Raw genomic sequence first — 14,519 nt, forward strand, 5'->3', positions numbered from 1 at the left:
GTCGGCAGCGTCAGGTGTGTATAAGAGACAGCTCCACCACACCCCACCGCCGCCGCCCGCGAACGCACAAAAAAGATCGCGCCGGACCCGGCGGAGTCCGGCGCGATCGACGACTTCACCCTCGAAGCTGCCAGGGCGTGGGACCTGTTGGGGCAGGCACCCGTCGTGTCGAGCTCTGTGGGCGGCTCCGGATTGGGGGACCCGGAATATGCCCGGTGGTGCTGGTGTTGCGGTCGTACAGGCGATCAGGCCTCGCTGCGCTGCTGCGGAATACCCGCAAGCAGTGCGCGGACCTCTGCCTCGCGGTAACGCCGGTGTCCTCCGAGCGTTCGGATGGACGTGAGCTTGCCGGCCTTGGCCCAGCGTGTGACCGTCTTCGGGTCCACGCGGAACATGGTGGCAACCTCAGCCGGGGTCAGCAGCGGCTCGGCATCAGGGGTGCGAGCGGTCATGAGCGGCCTCCTCGGGAGAACCGAACCATCACGGTTCTTTCCTCTAAATTCTGCACCTTGACCCGCGTTGCCCGAAATGGCGGACGCGGGCCGAGTCGGTTATAGGACGAACGGCTTGTCCTCGGCACTACAACTACACCATCTGTCCAGCCCCGTCGGCCAAACCGACGGAATTGCCCTCTCAGGTGTTCAACCTCGGCGGAAGCCGATGGACCGTGCCATAGCGGACAGTCACGCCGCCGTGACGATCAGTCACACAGTAATCAGGAGCCACCAGACCCCCCAGTTGAGTGCAAAGCCAAACAATCCGCCCAGAGTTGGGCGGACAGAATCCTCCCCGGACTCCTTGTCCTATTTTGGCACGAGGACGGGGGTTACGGGCAAGAGGGAAGTTAGTGCGTTCCGTCACGCTTGGCGCGTGCCGGGCACAAGGCCCGGATCGGGACCAATCCCCCGAGCCGTCGCACAGGCCCCACCCATCATGCACACACACCCGCCCGGCGGTCAGCTCGCGGACTGCATCGCCCGTACCGCCTGCCACCGCCGCGTCAGCCGCCCGTAGGCCGCGCCGGCCCGGTCGGTGTCCCCCTCGCGCAGCGCCTGGAGGCCCTCCGCCATGTCCGCGGCCGAGTGGTCCTCCGACAGCCGCTCCTCCGGGAGCACATGCACCAGACCGCCGTAGTCGAGCTCCACGTACGCCCGCGGATGGAACTCTTCCAGCCATCGCCCGACGTCCATCAGGCCGTCGATGAGGGCGCCCTCCCCCATCGTGTCCCGCAGCGTCTTCAGCGCCCGCGCCACCCGCCGCCGCGCCTCGACCATCGGCGTGCGGTAGCGCAGCGCCGGCGGCACGGGCCGCTCGCCCGGCTCCGTCTCGTACCCCTTGTCATAGCGCCGCTCCGCGTCCGAGAAGAGCGCGAACCAGCGCACCGGCACGTGCCACGCAGCGGAGCGGATCCAGGGCCTGGCGTCCGGGTTGCGCTCCATCCAGCGTTCGTAGTCCGCGGTGGCCTGGTGGCGCACGAGGGGCGGCAGCACCGCGTCGAGCACCGGCAGCGGGAACTCCTCGGCGAGGGCGCCCAGGGCCTGCCAGCCGCGCAGCCTGGTCCGCCACGGGCAGACGCACGTGACGCCGTCCACGACGGTCACGAAGGCGTCGCCGCTCTCGTGCACGGGGACCGCGACCGGCGGGGTGGGCAGCAGATCGGCGAGGGAGCGGCGCAGCTCGTCCTGGTAGGTGGGGCGGTCCTGGCGCCGCGCGTAGCGGGCCCAGTGGGTGCGCTCCGGTTCCGGGAAGGCGGCGAGCGGCTCGTAGACCCGCAGATAGGTCGCGTACGGGACGAGCACCGACGTCGTCATCGCCACACTTACCCCCTGCGCCGGCAGGCGCTGCCGATGGGCCGGAATGCTCTGGATCGTCCCATGCTCCTACTCCACTGGAGGGTGATCCTCTGTACCCGCTCGGCTCCGGGGCGGATCAGGTCCTACGCTGCTACCACCCTCCCACCCGCAGAGGGTCGCTCCATCCTCGGCTACTCACCTCAGGAGTCACCACAGTGACCGACGTAACCGACGGCGTTCTGCACACCCTGTTCCGATCGGAGCAGGGCGGACACGAACAGGTCGTGCTCTGCCAGGACCGTGTCAGCGGCCTCAAGGCCGTGATCGCCATCCACTCGACAGCCCTGGGCCCGGCCCTCGGCGGCACGCGCTTCTACCCGTACGCGAGCGAGGAGGAGGCCGTCGCCGACGCCCTGAACCTCGCCCGCGGCATGTCGTACAAGAACGCCATGGCCGGGCTCGACCACGGCGGCGGCAAAGCCGTGATCATCGGCGATCCCCGGCTGATCAAGACGGACGAGCTGCTGCTCGCCTACGGCCGCTTCGTCGCCTCGCTCGGCGGGCGCTACGTCACCGCCTGCGACGTCGGCACCTATGTCGCCGACATGGACGTCGTCGCCCGCGAGTGCCGCTGGACGACCGGCCGCTCCCCCGAGAGCGGCGGCGCCGGCGACTCGTCCGTGCTCACCGCCTTCGGCGTCTTCCAGGGCATGCGGGCCAGCGCCCAGCACCTGTGGGGCGACCCCTCGCTGCGAGGCCGCAGGGTCGGCGTCGCCGGCGTCGGCAAGGTCGGCCACCACCTCGTGGACCACCTGCGGCAGGACGGCGCCGAGGTCGTCGTCACGGACGTACGGCCGGAGGCGGTGCGCCGGATCCTGGAGCGGCACCCCGAGGGCGTCACCGCCGTCGCGGACACCGACGCCCTGATCCGTGCCGAAGGGCTGGACATCTACGCCCCCTGTGCGCTGGGCGGGGCGCTGAACGACGAGTCCGTGCCGGTCCTGACCGCGCGGATCGTCTGCGGCGCCGCCAACAACCAGCTCGCCCACCCGGGCGTCGAGAAGGACCTCGCCGACCGCGCGATCCTGTACGCGCCCGACTACGTGGTGAACGCCGGCGGTGTCATCCAGGTGGCCGACGAGCTGCACGGCTTCGACTTCGAACGGTGCAGGGCGAAGGCCGCGGAGATCTTCGACACCACGCTGGCAATATTCGCACGTGCGAAGGACGATGGGATTCCGCCGGCCGCCGCGGCCGACAGGATCGCCGAGCAGCGGATGGCGGAGGCACGGGCGGCACGCGGTTACTGAGCCTGCCGTACAGCGTCCCGAAATCCCCCGGAAAGCCCTTCGAAAGCTGCCGGAAAGGCTCGGGCGGGCCCGGTGCGGGGCCGCGGGAGGCGCTTGACAGGGCCCGGCGCGGCGCCGGGTACCGGGGGAGGGCGGTCCGCCGGCCGGCGAGACAAGACTCACGCCTGTCGGCGGGTCGTCCTCGAGAAAGGGTTAAAATCGCAGCTGACCAGCGGGTACAGGGCATCCCGATGGTTGTGTGACAAGGCGCGTCATGCGGGCGGCGTACCGTATGGCCCCGGAAGCAGGTACCGTTGAAGCCCTACGGACACGGTCTCTCCGATGAGAGCCCGTTCCGACTCATGAACGCGTGTCAAGACTCTGGGGCCATCGAGCCCCGTATCCGAGGGGGTCGAGCCATGGGGCGCGGCCGGGCCAAGGCCAAGCAGACGAAGGTCGCCCGCCAGCTGAAGTACAACAGCGGTGGGACGGACCTCTCACGCCTGGCCAGCGAGCTGGGCGCATCAACGGCGAGTCCGATTTCGAGTCAGCCTCCGAACGGGGAACCGTTCGAGGACGACGAGGAGGACGACGACCCGTACGCCCGCTACGCGGAGCTGTACAACGACGACGATGACGAGGAAGAGGACGACTCCTCGCATCCGCAGCGTCGCGGTGCTTGACCGCTCAGCTCGCTCGTTTTGAGCACTCACGCCCGGTCCGGGGCTGCCCCCGGACCGGGTTCTGTGCTACCCACGAGCGACCTGTCGGTCAGCCCGCCGCGTAGTCGCCGGTCAGGGTCGCCCCCGTCGCGTGCTCGCCACGCTCGGTGATCTCGCCTGCCACCCAGGCGTCCACGTCGCGGTCGGCCAGCGTGGCCAGGGCGACGTCGACCGAACCCTGCGGGACGACGGCGATCATGCCGACGCCCATGTTCAGGGTCCTCTCCAGCTCCAGCCTTTCGACCTGTCCGGCCCTGCCGACCAGGTCGAAGACCGGGGCCGGCGTCCAGGTGGAGCGGTCGACGGAGGCGTGCAGCCCGTCCGGGACGACCCGCGCCAGGTTGGCGGCGAGCCCTCCTCCGGTGATGTGCGAGAACGCGTGCACCTCGGTGGTCCGGGTCAGCGCCAGGCAGTCCAGGGAGTAGATCTTGGTGGGCTCGAGCAGCTCCTCGCCGAGCGTCCGCCCGAACTCCTCGACGTGCGCGTCCAGGCTCATCCCCGCCCGGTCGAACACGACGTGCCGCACCAGTGAGTAGCCGTTCGAGTGCAGACCGGACGACGCCATGGCGATCACGGCGTCACCCTCGCGGATCCGGTCCGCGCCCAGCAGCCGGTCGGCCTCCACCACGCCCGTACCGGCACCGGCGACGTCGAAGTCGTCCGGGCCGAGCAGGCCGGGGTGCTCGGCCGTCTCACCGCCCACCAGGGCGCAGCCGGCCAGCACACAGCCCTCGGCGATGCCCTTGACTATGGCGGCCACCCGCTCCGGGTGGACCTTGCCCACGCAGATGTAGTCGGTCATGAACAGCGGCTCGGCGCCGCAGACGACGATGTCGTCCATGACCATCGCGACCAGGTCGTGGCCGATCGTGTCGTACACGCCCAGCTGCCGCGCCAGGTCCACCTTCGTACCGACACCGTCGGTGGCGGAGGCGAGGAGCGGCCGCTCGTAGCGCTTGAGTGCTGACGCGTCGAAGAGGCCGGCGAAGCCGCCGAGGCCGCCGAGGACCTCGGGGCGCTGCGTCTTCTTCACCCACTCCTTCATCAGCTCGACGGCGCGGTCGCCCGCTTCGATGTCGACGCCCGCTGCCGCGTAGCTGGCACCAGTGGTCTCAGACATGGTGAGGAGAACTTTCCTGTCGTGACGCCTGTACGGCTCGTACAGCCGGTCTTACGGACGGCGGATCGCGTCCGCGGCCGCGGTACCGGCGGGACCGGCCGCGAGCTCGGTCTCCAGCAGCTGCTTGCCCAGCAGCTCCGGGTCCGGGAGTTCCATCGGGTACTCGCCGTCGAAGCACGCGCGGCACAGGTTCGGCTTGGCGATGGTGGTCGCCTCGATCATGCCGTCGATGGAGATGTACGCGAGCGAGTCCGCACCCAGCGACTTGCCGATCTCCTCGACCGTCATGCCGTTGGCGATCAGCTCGGCGCGCGTGGCGAAGTCGATGCCGAAGAAGCACGGCCACTTCACGGGCGGGGAGGAGATCCGGATGTGCACCTCGGCCGCGCCCGCCTCGCGGAGCATCCGCACCAGGGCGCGCTGGGTGTTGCCGCGGACGATCGAGTCGTCCACGACCACCAGGCGCTTGCCGCGGATGACCTCCTTCAGGGGATTCAGCTTCAGGCGGATTCCCAGCTGGCGGATGGTCTGCGACGGCTGGATGAAGGTCCGGCCGACGTAGGCGTTCTTCACCAGTCCCACGCCGTACGGGATACCGCTGGCCTCGGCGTAGCCGACGGCGGCCGGGGTCCCGGACTCCGGGGTCGGTATCACCAGGTCGGCCTCGACCGGGGCCTCGGCGGCGAGCCTGCGGCCCATCTCGACCCGCGACAGGTACACGTTCCGGCCGGCGATGTCGGTGTCCGGGCGGGCCAGGTACACGTACTCGAAGACGCAGCCCTTGGGCTTCGCTTCCGCGAATCGGCGGGTGCGGACGCCGTTCTCGTCGATGGCGATCATCTCGCCCGGCTCTATCTCCCGGGCGAAGCTGGCGCCGACGATGTCGAGGGCCGCGGACTCCGAGGCGACCACCCAGCCGCGCTCCAGCCGGCCCAGCACCAGCGGGCGGATGCCCTGCGGGTCCCGGGCGGCGTACAGCGTTCCCTCGTCCATGAAGACGAGCGAGAAGGCGCCCTTCACGTCGGGCAGCACCTTGGCGGCACTGTCCTCGACCGAGAGCGGCTTGCCGTCCTCGTCCACCTGGCCGGCGAGGAGCGCGGTGACCAGGTCGGTGTCGTTGGTGGCCGCCACCTGCGTGGCGCGGCCGTTGTCGCTGGGCAGCTCGGCGACCATCCGGGCGAGCTCGACGGTGTTGACGAGGTTGCCGTTGTGGCCGAGCGCGATGGAGCCGTGGGCCGTCGCGCGGAAGGTGGGCTGCGCGTTCTCCCACACCGAGGCTCCGGTGGTGGAGTAGCGGGCATGACCGACCGCGATATGGCCCTGGAGGCTGGTCAGGGAGGTCTCGTCGAAGACCTGGGAGACCAGCCCCATGTCCTTGAAGACCAGGATCTGGGAGCCGTTGCTCACTGCGATGCCCGCGGACTCCTGTCCACGGTGCTGCAGCGCATACAGCCCGAAATAGGTGAGTTTGGCGACCTCTTCACCCGGAGCCCAGACTCCGAAGACGCCGCAAGCGTCCTGGGGGCCCTTCTCACCGGGGAGCAGGTCGTGGTTGAGTCGTCCGTCACCACGTGGCACGCAACCGAGTGTAGGCGAGATCGACCACTGGTCCGAATTGAGGACAGTGGGCCTTCTCACTCAGTGACCGCGGTTACGCCCTTTCCGGTGTCCGCGGTGAGGGTCAGAGTCCCGTCGTTCAGCTCGTAGTCGACCTCGCCGGACAGGATTTTGCGCAGCCTGTCCTCGGTCTTCATCACGGGACCGGCGCACAGCCTGCGGGTGGTGGCGAGATCGCCGAAGCTGATCGTCCCGCCCTTGATCGTGACCTCGCCGCTGAAGTTGTTGCAGCCCAGGTTGCCGCTCACCTTGCCGCCGTCCTCGGCGAAGGTGAGGTGCGCCCTGCCACGGGCGGCCTCGGGCAGGGACTCGGCGGTGCCGTCCTGCCCCTTCGTCACGAAGGCGTCCACCGTCCACCTGGTGCCCTCCAGCGGCGGCGCGGGCTGGGCACGCAGAGTGATCGAGTCGCCGTTCTCTCGGGTGAGGACGAGGGTCTCGACGGCCTTGCCGTCCTCGCCCTCACCCTTGTCGATCTTCGCCTTGAGCTCGCCGCTGAAGACCCCGGCGAACCGCTCCTCGTACTTCATGAGCTCATCGGCGCAGGCCATCTCGGTCATCGCGACATCGGTCACCCTGATGGTGTCGCCCTCGATCTCCACGTCGGCGCCGATGTGGTTGCAGCCCACGGACGCGGCGGTCCCGCCGCCGGTCTCGTCCGTCTTCGCCCCCTCCGGCTCGAACTTCACAAAGGCGTTCTCGGCCTTGTCCGGCAGCGGATGGTCCTTGCCGTCCACAGTGATCTTCTCAGGGACCCAGCGGGTGCCGGTCACGGAGGTGGCGACCGTGGTCCCGGCGCTGCCGCCACCGTCCTTCGTCTGCGTGCCGCAGGCGGCCAGGGCGGCGGTGCCGAGCAGGGCCACGGCGGCGTACGTCACGTTCATCACTCGCTTCACGGCGATGTGACGTACCCGGCGCCTGCGGGGTTCCCTCTCCCCGCGGCCCGCTTTCGTGCGGGCGGGCCCTCCTGCTTCCGTGCCAGGGGCCTGCTTCCGTGCCAGGGGCCTGCTTCCGTCCCGGGCGCCTGCTTCCGTGCCGGGGCCCGTTCATCTCATGATCGGCAGCAGCCCGGAGAGGTCGGCCCGCTCGCCGCTCGCCAGGACCCGGGCGGCCGCGATCTCGTCGGCCCAGGCCGTACGGCCCGTGGCGAGCCTGATCCAGGTCGCCGGATCGGTCTCGACGACGTTCGGCGGGGTGCCCCGGGTGTGCCGGGGCCCTTCGACACACTGCACCACGGCGAAAGGCGGCACCCGGACCTCCGTCGAGGCGCCCGGCGCCACGGCGGCCAGCGCGTCGGCCAGCAGCCGTGTGCAGGCGGCCAGCGCCTGACGGTCGAAGCGGGGCTCGGTACCGAGGGCGGCGGCGAGGTCGTCGGTGTGCACCACCAGTTCCACGCACCGGGTCACCAGGAAGTCGCCCAGCCGCATCGCGCCGACCCGGGTGGACACCAGCCGCTCGGCGGGCGCCGCGTCCAGGCAGGCGGCGAGCAGCCCCCCGGCCCGCTCGAAGAGCTCGTCCGGCCCGGCGCTCACGGCGAGTTCCCGGGTCCGCTCGTCGATCCCCTCCGCGCGCGCCGCGGTGGAGAGCGGCCACTGGAGCAGCGTGACCTCCTGCTTCGGCGGCTCGGGCTCGTCGAGGTGCCGGGCGACGGCGCCGACGGCCAGCGCGATGTGCGCGGCGAGCTCCCGTACGGTCCAGTCGCCCAGCCGTGTCGGCAGCGCGAGCCGCTCCGGGGTCAGGTCCCTGACGAGGTCGTGGGCGAGGGAGAACTGGGCGGTGAGGGCCGCACGGATCTTGGCGGGGTCGTAGCTGCGGGTGCGCTTCCTGGCCGGTGGCATGGGGAGAGTATGCAGTTTCCGTGCCGCCTTCCGCCGACGGCCCACTCGCCGTGACCGGCCCGCGCACAGCGGTTCCGGCGGCACTCGCAAGCGGCACTCGCCGACACGCCCCGTGCCGCGGCAGTGCCCGTACGCAGTCCGCGGGCCCACGCCCGCGGCTGACGGCGGGTGAACATCCGGACCGTGTGGCGGCTCCGCGGCGGCCGCAAACGCCGCTGCCCCGCCCGGGGACCGGGCAGGGCAGCGCGGGCTCGCCGGCGGGCGGGCTACGCGAGCAGCGCCGGGATGGTCTCCTCGTGCGCCGTGCGCAGTTCGCTCAGCGGGACGCTGAACTCGCCCTGCACCTCGATCGCGTCTCCGTCGACGACACCGATGCGGGTCACGGGCAGGCCGCGGGCACCGCACATGTCGTTGAAGCGAAGCTCCTCGCTGCGCGGGACGGCGACGACGGCGCGGCCCGCGGACTCGGAGAACAGGAGGGTGAAGGCGTCGAGGCCGTCGGGGACGATGAGCCGGGCGCCGTGCCCGCCGCGCAGGCAGGACTCGGTGATTGCCTGGATCAGACCGCCGTCGGACAGGTCGTGAGCGGCGTCGATCATGCCGTCGCGGGAGGCGGAGATCAGGATCTCGGCCAGCAGGCGCTCCCTCTCCAGGTCGACCCGCGGCGGGAGACCGCCGAGGTGCTCGTGGACCACCTGCGACCAGGCGGAACCGCCGAACTCCTCGCGCGTCTCGCCGAGGAGGTAGAGCAGCTGCCCCTCCTCCGCGAAGGCGATCGGCGTACGCCGCGTGACGTCGTCGATCACACCGAGGACCGCCACGACGGGGGTCGGGTGGATGGCCGTGTCGCCCGTCTGGTTGTAGAGGGAGACGTTGCCGCCGGTGACGGGCGTGCCCAGGATCTGGCAGGCGTCGGCGAGACCGCGGGTGGCCTCGGCGAACTGCCACATGACGGCCGGGTCCTCGGGAGAGCCGAAGTTCAGGCAGTCGGAGACGGCCAGCGGCTTGGCGCCGGAGGCGGCGACATTGCGGTAGGCCTCGGCGAGGGCCAGCTGCGCGCCCGCGTACGGGTCGAGCTTGGCGTACCGGCCGTTGCCGTCGGTGGCGACCGCGACACCGAGGTTGGTGTCGGCGTCGACGCGGACCATGCCGGAGTCCTCCGGCTGGGCCAGCACGGTGTTGCCCTGCACGAAGCGGTCGTACTGGTCGGTGATCCAGGACTTGGACGCCTGGTTCGGCGAGGCGACCAGCTTCAGGACCTGCTCGCGCAGTTCCCCGGCGCTCGCGGGCCGGGGCAGCCTGCCCGCGTCGTCGGCCTGGAGGGCGTCCTGCCACTCGGGGCGCGCGTACGGGCGCTCGTACACCGGGCCCTCGTGGGCGACGGTCCGCGGCGGTACGTCGACGATCTGCTCGCCGTGCCAGAAGATCTCCAGCCGCTCGCCGTCGGTGACCTCACCGATGACGGTGGCGATGACGTCCCACTTCTCGCAGATCTCCAGGAAGCGGTCGACCTTGCCGGGCTCGACGATCGCGCACATGCGCTCCTGCGACTCGCTCATGAGGATCTCCTCGGGCGAGAGGGTCGCGTCGCGCAGCGGAACGGTGTCGAGCTCCACGCGCATGCCGCCGGAGCCCGCGGAGGCCAGCTCGCTGGTGGCGCAGGACAGGCCGGCGCCGCCGAGGTCCTGGATGCCGGCGACCAGGTTCTCCTTGAAGATCTCCAGGGTGCACTCGATGAGGAGCTTCTCCTGGAAGGGGTCGCCGACCTGGACGGCGGGGCGCTTGGCCGGGCCCGTTGATTCGAAGGTCTCCGAGGCCAGGACGGAGACGCCGCCGATGCCGTCGCCACCGGTGCGGGCGCCGTAGAGGATGACCTTGTTGCCGGCGCCGGACGCCTTGGCGAGGTGGATGTCCTCGTGCTTCATCACGCCCACGCAGAGGGCGTTGACCAGCGGGTTGCCCTGGTAGCAGGGGTCGAAGACGACCTCGCCGCCGATGTTGGGCAGGCCCAGGCAGTTGCCGTAGCCGCCGATGCCCGCGACCACGCCCGGCAGGACGCGCTTGGTGTCGGGGTGGTCAGCGGCGCCGAAGCGCAGCGGGTCCATGACGGCGACCGGGCGGGCGCCCATGGCGAGGATGTCGCGGACGATGCCGCCCACGCCGGTCGCGGCGCCCTGGTAGGGCTCGATGTACGACGGGTGGTTGTGGGACTCCACCTTGAAGGTGACGGCGTAGCCCTGGCCGACGTCGACGACGCCCGCGTTCTCGCCGATGCCGACGAGCAGCGCGTCGTTCTCGGGGGCCTTCTCGCCGAACTGGCGCAGGTGCACCTTGCTGGACTTGTACGAGCAGTGCTCGGACCACATGACGGAGTACATGGCGAGTTCGGCGCCGGTCGGGCGGCGGCCGAGGATCTCACGGATCCGTTCGTACTCGTCCTTCTTCAGACCGAGTTCGGACCAGGGCTGCTCGGTGTCCGGCGTCTCGGCGGCGTGCTTGACGGTGTCGAGGGTCACGCTCGGTCGCTCCTTCGCGCGATGTTGTGCGGTTGTCGCGTGCTGGAGAGCTCAGTTGCTCCCTCGGCCGTTCGGGTGTCGAGGGTCACGCTCGGTCGCTCCTTCGCGCGATGTTGTGCGGTTGTCGCGTGCTGGAGCGCTCAGTTGCTCCCTCGGCCGTTCGGGTGTCGAGGGTCATGCGCTGACCAGCCTCTTGAGGATCGAGGTGAAGAATGCGAGGCCGTCCGTGCCACCGGTGCCGATGCCGGGCTCCACGGCGTGCTCGGGGTGCGGCATGAGACCGACGACGTTGCCCGCCTCGTTGGTGATGCCCGCGATGTCCCGGAGGGACCCGTTGGGGTTCACGTCCAGGTAGCGGAACGCGACCCGGCCTTCCGCCTCAAGCATGTCCAGGGTGCGCTCGTCCGCGACGTACCGCCCGTCCATGTTCTTCAGCGGGATGTGGATCTCCTGGCCCTGCTCGTAGTCGGCCGTCCAGGAAGTCCCGGCGTTCTCCACCCTCAGCTTCTGCTCTCGGCAGACGAAGTGCAGATGGTTGTTGCGGAGCATGGCGCCCGGCAGCAGGTGCGTCTCGGTCAGGACCTGGAAGCCGTTGCAGATGCCGAGGACCGGCAGCCCGGCCTTCGCCTGCTCGATGACCGTCTCCATGACCGGGGAGAAACGGGAGATCGCTCCGGCGCGCAGGTAGTCGCCGTAGGAGAAGCCGCCGGGCAGCACCACGGCATCGACCTGGTGCAGATCCTTGTCCCGGTGCCACAGGGCGACGGGCTCGGCGCCCGCGAGCCGGACGGCCCGCTGGGTGTCGCGGTCGTCGAGGCTGCCGGGGAAGGTGACGATTCCGATACGGGCATTGCTGCGGCCCGAAGGGCCTCCGTCGACGGCGGTGACGGAAGACGGGAGGGAGGTCACGATTCGACCTTTACTACGTAGTCCTCGATCACGGTGTTGGCGAGGAAGGTTTCTGCCATCTCATTGATGCGGGCCAGGGCGGCGTCGTCGACCGGCCCCTCGACCTCGAGTTCAAAGCGCTTGCCCTGACGTACGTCGGCGATGCCTTCGAAACCCAGTCGGGGCAGTGCGCGCTGCACCGCCTGTCCCTGGGGGTCGAGGATCTCCGGCTTGAGCATGACGTCGACTACGACGCGTGCCACTGGCACTCCCATGGTGGTTCGGTGCGAAGGCGGTCCTCTCAGCGTACCCGGCCGGGATTTCTACGCGGGTAGATATGTCCGCGGGCAGATCACATCCACGTATCGGCGGCACGAAAAACCGGGGAAAACCCCCGCACCCGATAGCCGCGGGACACGCTGAGGTAATTGGGAGGGCTTCCCAATGCAATGCCGACGGCTGTAAAAAGGAAATGGCATTGGACCAAAACAGCCGTACAGTCGGCATCACCGCACGTCAGGAAGCTGTGGACGGCGGAGTAGCCGCATGAAGGGACCGATATCCGTGGCGCAGCGCGTAGTGGTCACACTCTCCGACGACATCGAAGGCGGAGAAGCGGCGGAAACGGTCGTCTTCGGTCTCGACGGGAAGTCGTACGAGATCGACCTCAATACCGCCAACGCAAAGAAACTGCGCAAGGCTCTCGCGCCCTATGTGGCGGCGGGCCGCAGGCAGTCCGCGTCGGGCAGGACCTACCGGCGCACCTCCCTCGCGCCCGACCCGGCGGTGGTCCGCGCCTGGGCCAGGTCGCACCAGTTCGACGTGCCGCCGCGCGGCCGGATCCCGAAGAAGGTCTACGAGGCCTACAACGAGGCCGCGGGCGCAACCGGTTGAGCGGCCGGCGCCGATCCGCGCTCGCGGGATCCGATTTGCATCCGACCCGGGGTGATCGGCTAAAGTCTGGAGCACGCCGAGGGGCGAGGCCGAAGGGCCGGATCCCGAAGCTGCTTGCGGGTGTAGTTCAGTAGTAGAACACCCTCTTTCCAAGAGGGAGGCGCAGTGTGCAATTCCTGTCACCCGCTCTGCACCGCTCGACCGACCACGAGAGTGGATCAGGTAGAGTGGTGAACGCGCCGACCGGTGAGAGCCAGTCGGATGCAATGCGGACGTGGCTCAGTTGGTAGAGCATCACCTTGCCAAGGTGAGGGTCGCGAGTTCGAATCTCGTCGTCCGCTCAGGAATGAAGGCCCCGGTCAATGCGACCGGGGCCTTCTGCTTGTCGCGCATTCCACTTCCGTCTCCACAGAAGCCTCCGGGTGTGAGAGACACCACACCCCGGTGGGGCCGCTCCTTGCGCGCGACGGTGATCACGATGGGGCTTCGCACACGGCGCCGTGCTGTGCGCTCCCTCAACAGGACCGCGTACGCCCGCTGGACGGCGGCCGGCCGGCTCACGGAGCGCGGAGCGGGCCCCACGCCGCCGGATTCGGCACGCCCGCCCGTCCTCCCCCGTCCGGAAGACCGGTGCGCCACGGTCCGCTTCACTCGCGTGCGAGGTTGGGTATAGTTGCTTACGCGCTTCGGCGCCTGCGGACGTAGCTCAGTTGGTAGAGCGCAACCTTGCCAAGGTTGAGGTCGCGAGTTCGAGCCTCGTCGTCCGCTCCGGAACGAAAAGCCCCCGGCCTGAACGGCCGGGGGCTTTCGCGTGTCCGGAACCTCTCGGGTCACTGCCAGGAGGTGCCGGTCAGACGCTCGTACGCCTCGATGTACTTGGCCCTGGTCCGGTCCACGACCTCCTGCGGGAGGGGCGGCGGCTGCTCGCTCCTGCGGTCCCAGCCGGAGGCCGGGGAGGTCAGCCAGTCACGGACGAACTGCTTGTCGAAGGAGGGCTGGGGGCGCCCCGGCTCCCATTCGTCGGCGGGCCAGAAGCGGGACGAGTCCGGAGTCAGCACCTCGTCGCCGAGGACCAGACGCACCTCGCCCCCGGAGGCCTCGGAACCCGCGGAACCCGCCGTGGTCTCGTGGCCGAACTCGAACTTGGTGTCGGCGAGGATGATGCCGCGGTCGCGGGCGATGTCACGCGCCCGGCTGTAGACGGCGAGGGTTGTCTGGCGCAGCTGGGCAGCGGTCTCCGCGCCGACCTGCCGCGCGACCTCCTCGTAGCTGACGTTCTCGTCGTGCTCGCCGACGGCCGCCTTCGTCGCCGGGGTGAAGATCGGCGCGGGCAGCTCGGAGCCGTCGACCAGCCCCTCCGGCAGGGCGAGGCCGCAGACGGTCCTGGTCTGCTGGTACTCGGCGAGCCCCGAGCCGGTGAGATAGCCCCGGGCGACACATTCCACCGGAAGCATCCTCAGAGACCGGCACACCAGGGTGCGGCCCGCCCAGTCCTCGGGCGCCCCCTCGGGCAGCTCGTCGGACAGCACATGGTTGGGCACCAGGTCGGCGAGCCGGTCGAACCACCACAGGGACAGCCGGGTGAGCACCCGTCCCTTGTCCGGGATCTCGGTGGGCAGCACCCAGTCGTAGGCGGAGATGCGGTCGCTGGCGACCATGACGAGGTCACCGGCCTCGTTCTGGTACAGGTCGCGCACCTTGCCGGTGTGCAGGTGCACCAGGCCCGGCACCTCCACCGGTTCGGGCTTTTCAACGAATCCGGACACGGTTCCTCCCCGTGGCTTCTGTCCAATGACCTCGATTCTCCCGTATGGGGCGGGGGAAGGCCCGGGCAGGGGGCAACGG

13 protein-coding genes and 3 tRNA genes are annotated in these 14,519 nt (G+C 69.9%); 6 read left to right on the plus strand and 10 right to left on the minus strand.

The genetic code is table 11. The features are described 5' to 3' along the window. Positions 1–245 precede the first annotated feature (245 nt). Positions 246–452 carry a developmental transcriptional regulator BldC gene (gene bldC, locus GUY61_RS23210; protein ID WP_003949541.1) on the minus strand — a complete coding sequence of 69 codons (207 nt, stop codon included), beginning with the start codon at positions 450–452 and terminating at the stop codon, positions 246–248. Positions 453–956: 504 nt separating this feature from the next. Beyond that, positions 957–1,811: a hypothetical protein gene (locus GUY61_RS23215; RefSeq protein WP_208106350.1), complete on the minus strand. Its 855-nt coding sequence runs from the start codon at positions 1,809–1,811 to the stop codon at positions 957–959. A gap of 197 nt (positions 1,812–2,008) precedes the next feature. Here GUY61_RS23215 and GUY61_RS23220 point away from each other — a divergent pair, with 197 nt between their 5' ends. Both GUY61_RS23220 and GUY61_RS23225 read left to right on the plus strand, forming a co-directional pair. Beyond that, entirely contained in the window at positions 2,009–3,103 is a 1,095-nt protein-coding gene (locus GUY61_RS23220; protein WP_166632172.1) for a Glu/Leu/Phe/Val dehydrogenase dimerization domain-containing protein, read from the plus strand. 398 nt (positions 3,104–3,501) lie between these two features. After that, positions 3,502–3,765: a DUF3073 domain-containing protein gene (locus tag GUY61_RS23225; RefSeq protein ID WP_166632173.1), complete on the plus strand. Its 264-nt coding sequence runs from the start codon at positions 3,502–3,504 to the stop codon at positions 3,763–3,765. Positions 3,766–3,853: 88 nt separating this feature from the next. Here GUY61_RS23225 and purM read toward each other — a convergent pair whose 3' ends face one another. From purM to purS, 7 genes are all read right to left on the minus strand, one after another. Further along, positions 3,854–4,924, minus strand: coding sequence for a phosphoribosylformylglycinamidine cyclo-ligase (gene purM, locus GUY61_RS23230; protein WP_166632174.1), 1,071 nt, complete (start codon positions 4,922–4,924; stop codon positions 3,854–3,856). 51 nt (positions 4,925–4,975) lie between these two features. Further along, positions 4,976–6,502 (minus strand): amidophosphoribosyltransferase, encoded by a 1,527-nt coding sequence (purF, locus tag GUY61_RS23235; protein WP_166632175.1) that lies wholly within the window; start codon positions 6,500–6,502, stop codon positions 4,976–4,978. A 56-nt stretch (positions 6,503–6,558) separates the two neighbouring features. After that, complete coding sequence (locus GUY61_RS23240; RefSeq protein WP_166632176.1) at positions 6,559–7,422, minus strand: META domain-containing protein; 864 nt, start codon at positions 7,420–7,422, stop codon at positions 6,559–6,561. A 162-nt stretch (positions 7,423–7,584) separates the two neighbouring features. After that, positions 7,585–8,376 carry a maleylpyruvate isomerase family mycothiol-dependent enzyme gene (locus tag GUY61_RS23245; protein WP_166632177.1) on the minus strand — a complete coding sequence of 264 codons (792 nt, stop codon included), beginning with the start codon at positions 8,374–8,376 and terminating at the stop codon, positions 7,585–7,587. A 266-nt stretch (positions 8,377–8,642) separates the two neighbouring features. Next, complete coding sequence (purL, locus tag GUY61_RS23250; protein WP_166632178.1) at positions 8,643–10,892, minus strand: phosphoribosylformylglycinamidine synthase subunit PurL; 2,250 nt, start codon at positions 10,890–10,892, stop codon at positions 8,643–8,645. 174 nt (positions 10,893–11,066) lie between these two features. After that, positions 11,067–11,801 carry a phosphoribosylformylglycinamidine synthase subunit PurQ gene (gene purQ, locus GUY61_RS23255; protein WP_166632179.1) on the minus strand — a complete coding sequence of 245 codons (735 nt, stop codon included), beginning with the start codon at positions 11,799–11,801 and terminating at the stop codon, positions 11,067–11,069. Then, a complete protein-coding gene (purS, locus tag GUY61_RS23260; RefSeq protein WP_166632180.1) occupies positions 11,798–12,043 on the minus strand; it encodes a phosphoribosylformylglycinamidine synthase subunit PurS in 246 nt (81 codons plus the stop codon). Before purS ends, purQ begins: the two co-directional genes overlap by 4 nt. Positions 12,044–12,344: 301 nt before the next feature. On the opposite strand from purS, the gene GUY61_RS23265 reads away from it, so the two are divergent. The 4 genes from GUY61_RS23265 to GUY61_RS23280 all read left to right on the plus strand — a co-directional run bounded on the left by GUY61_RS23265 (position 12,345) and on the right by GUY61_RS23280 (position 13,442). Then, positions 12,345–12,674: an Lsr2 family protein gene (locus GUY61_RS23265; protein WP_166632182.1), complete on the plus strand. Its 330-nt coding sequence runs from the start codon at positions 12,345–12,347 to the stop codon at positions 12,672–12,674. A 116-nt stretch (positions 12,675–12,790) separates the two neighbouring features. Next, positions 12,791–12,862, plus strand: a tRNA-Gly gene (locus GUY61_RS23270). Between the two features lie 80 nt (positions 12,863–12,942). Then, a tRNA-Gly gene (locus GUY61_RS23275) sits at positions 12,943–13,015 on the plus strand. Positions 13,016–13,369: 354 nt separating this feature from the next. Then, positions 13,370–13,442, plus strand: a tRNA-Gly gene (locus tag GUY61_RS23280). 62 nt (positions 13,443–13,504) lie between these two features. On the opposite strand, the gene GUY61_RS23285 is transcribed toward GUY61_RS23280, so the two are convergent. Further along, positions 13,505–14,440: a phosphoribosylaminoimidazolesuccinocarboxamide synthase gene (locus GUY61_RS23285; protein WP_166632181.1), complete on the minus strand. Its 936-nt coding sequence runs from the start codon at positions 14,438–14,440 to the stop codon at positions 13,505–13,507. Positions 14,441–14,519: the final 79 nt, after the last annotated feature.

The organism is Streptomyces sp. GC420, from assembly GCF_009916105.1.
GTDB lineage: Bacteria > Actinomycetota > Actinomycetes > Streptomycetales > Streptomycetaceae > Streptomyces.

Coding starts and splice junctions, on each gene's coding strand:
- bldC (WP_003949541.1), bottom strand. CDS start 452: ATGACCGCTCGCACCCCTGATGCCGAGCCGCTGCTGACCCCGGCTGAG.
- GUY61_RS23215 (WP_208106350.1), bottom strand. CDS start 1,811: ATGACGACGTCGGTGCTCGTCCCGTACGCGACCTATCTGCGGGTCTAC.
- GUY61_RS23225 (WP_166632173.1), top strand. CDS start 3,502: ATGGGGCGCGGCCGGGCCAAGGCCAAGCAGACGAAGGTCGCCCGCCAG.
- purM (WP_166632174.1), bottom strand. CDS start 4,924: ATGTCTGAGACCACTGGTGCCAGCTACGCGGCAGCGGGCGTCGACATC.
- GUY61_RS23240 (WP_166632176.1), bottom strand. CDS start 7,422: ATGAACGTGACGTACGCCGCCGTGGCCCTGCTCGGCACCGCCGCCCTG.
- GUY61_RS23245 (WP_166632177.1), bottom strand. CDS start 8,376: ATGCCACCGGCCAGGAAGCGCACCCGCAGCTACGACCCCGCCAAGATC.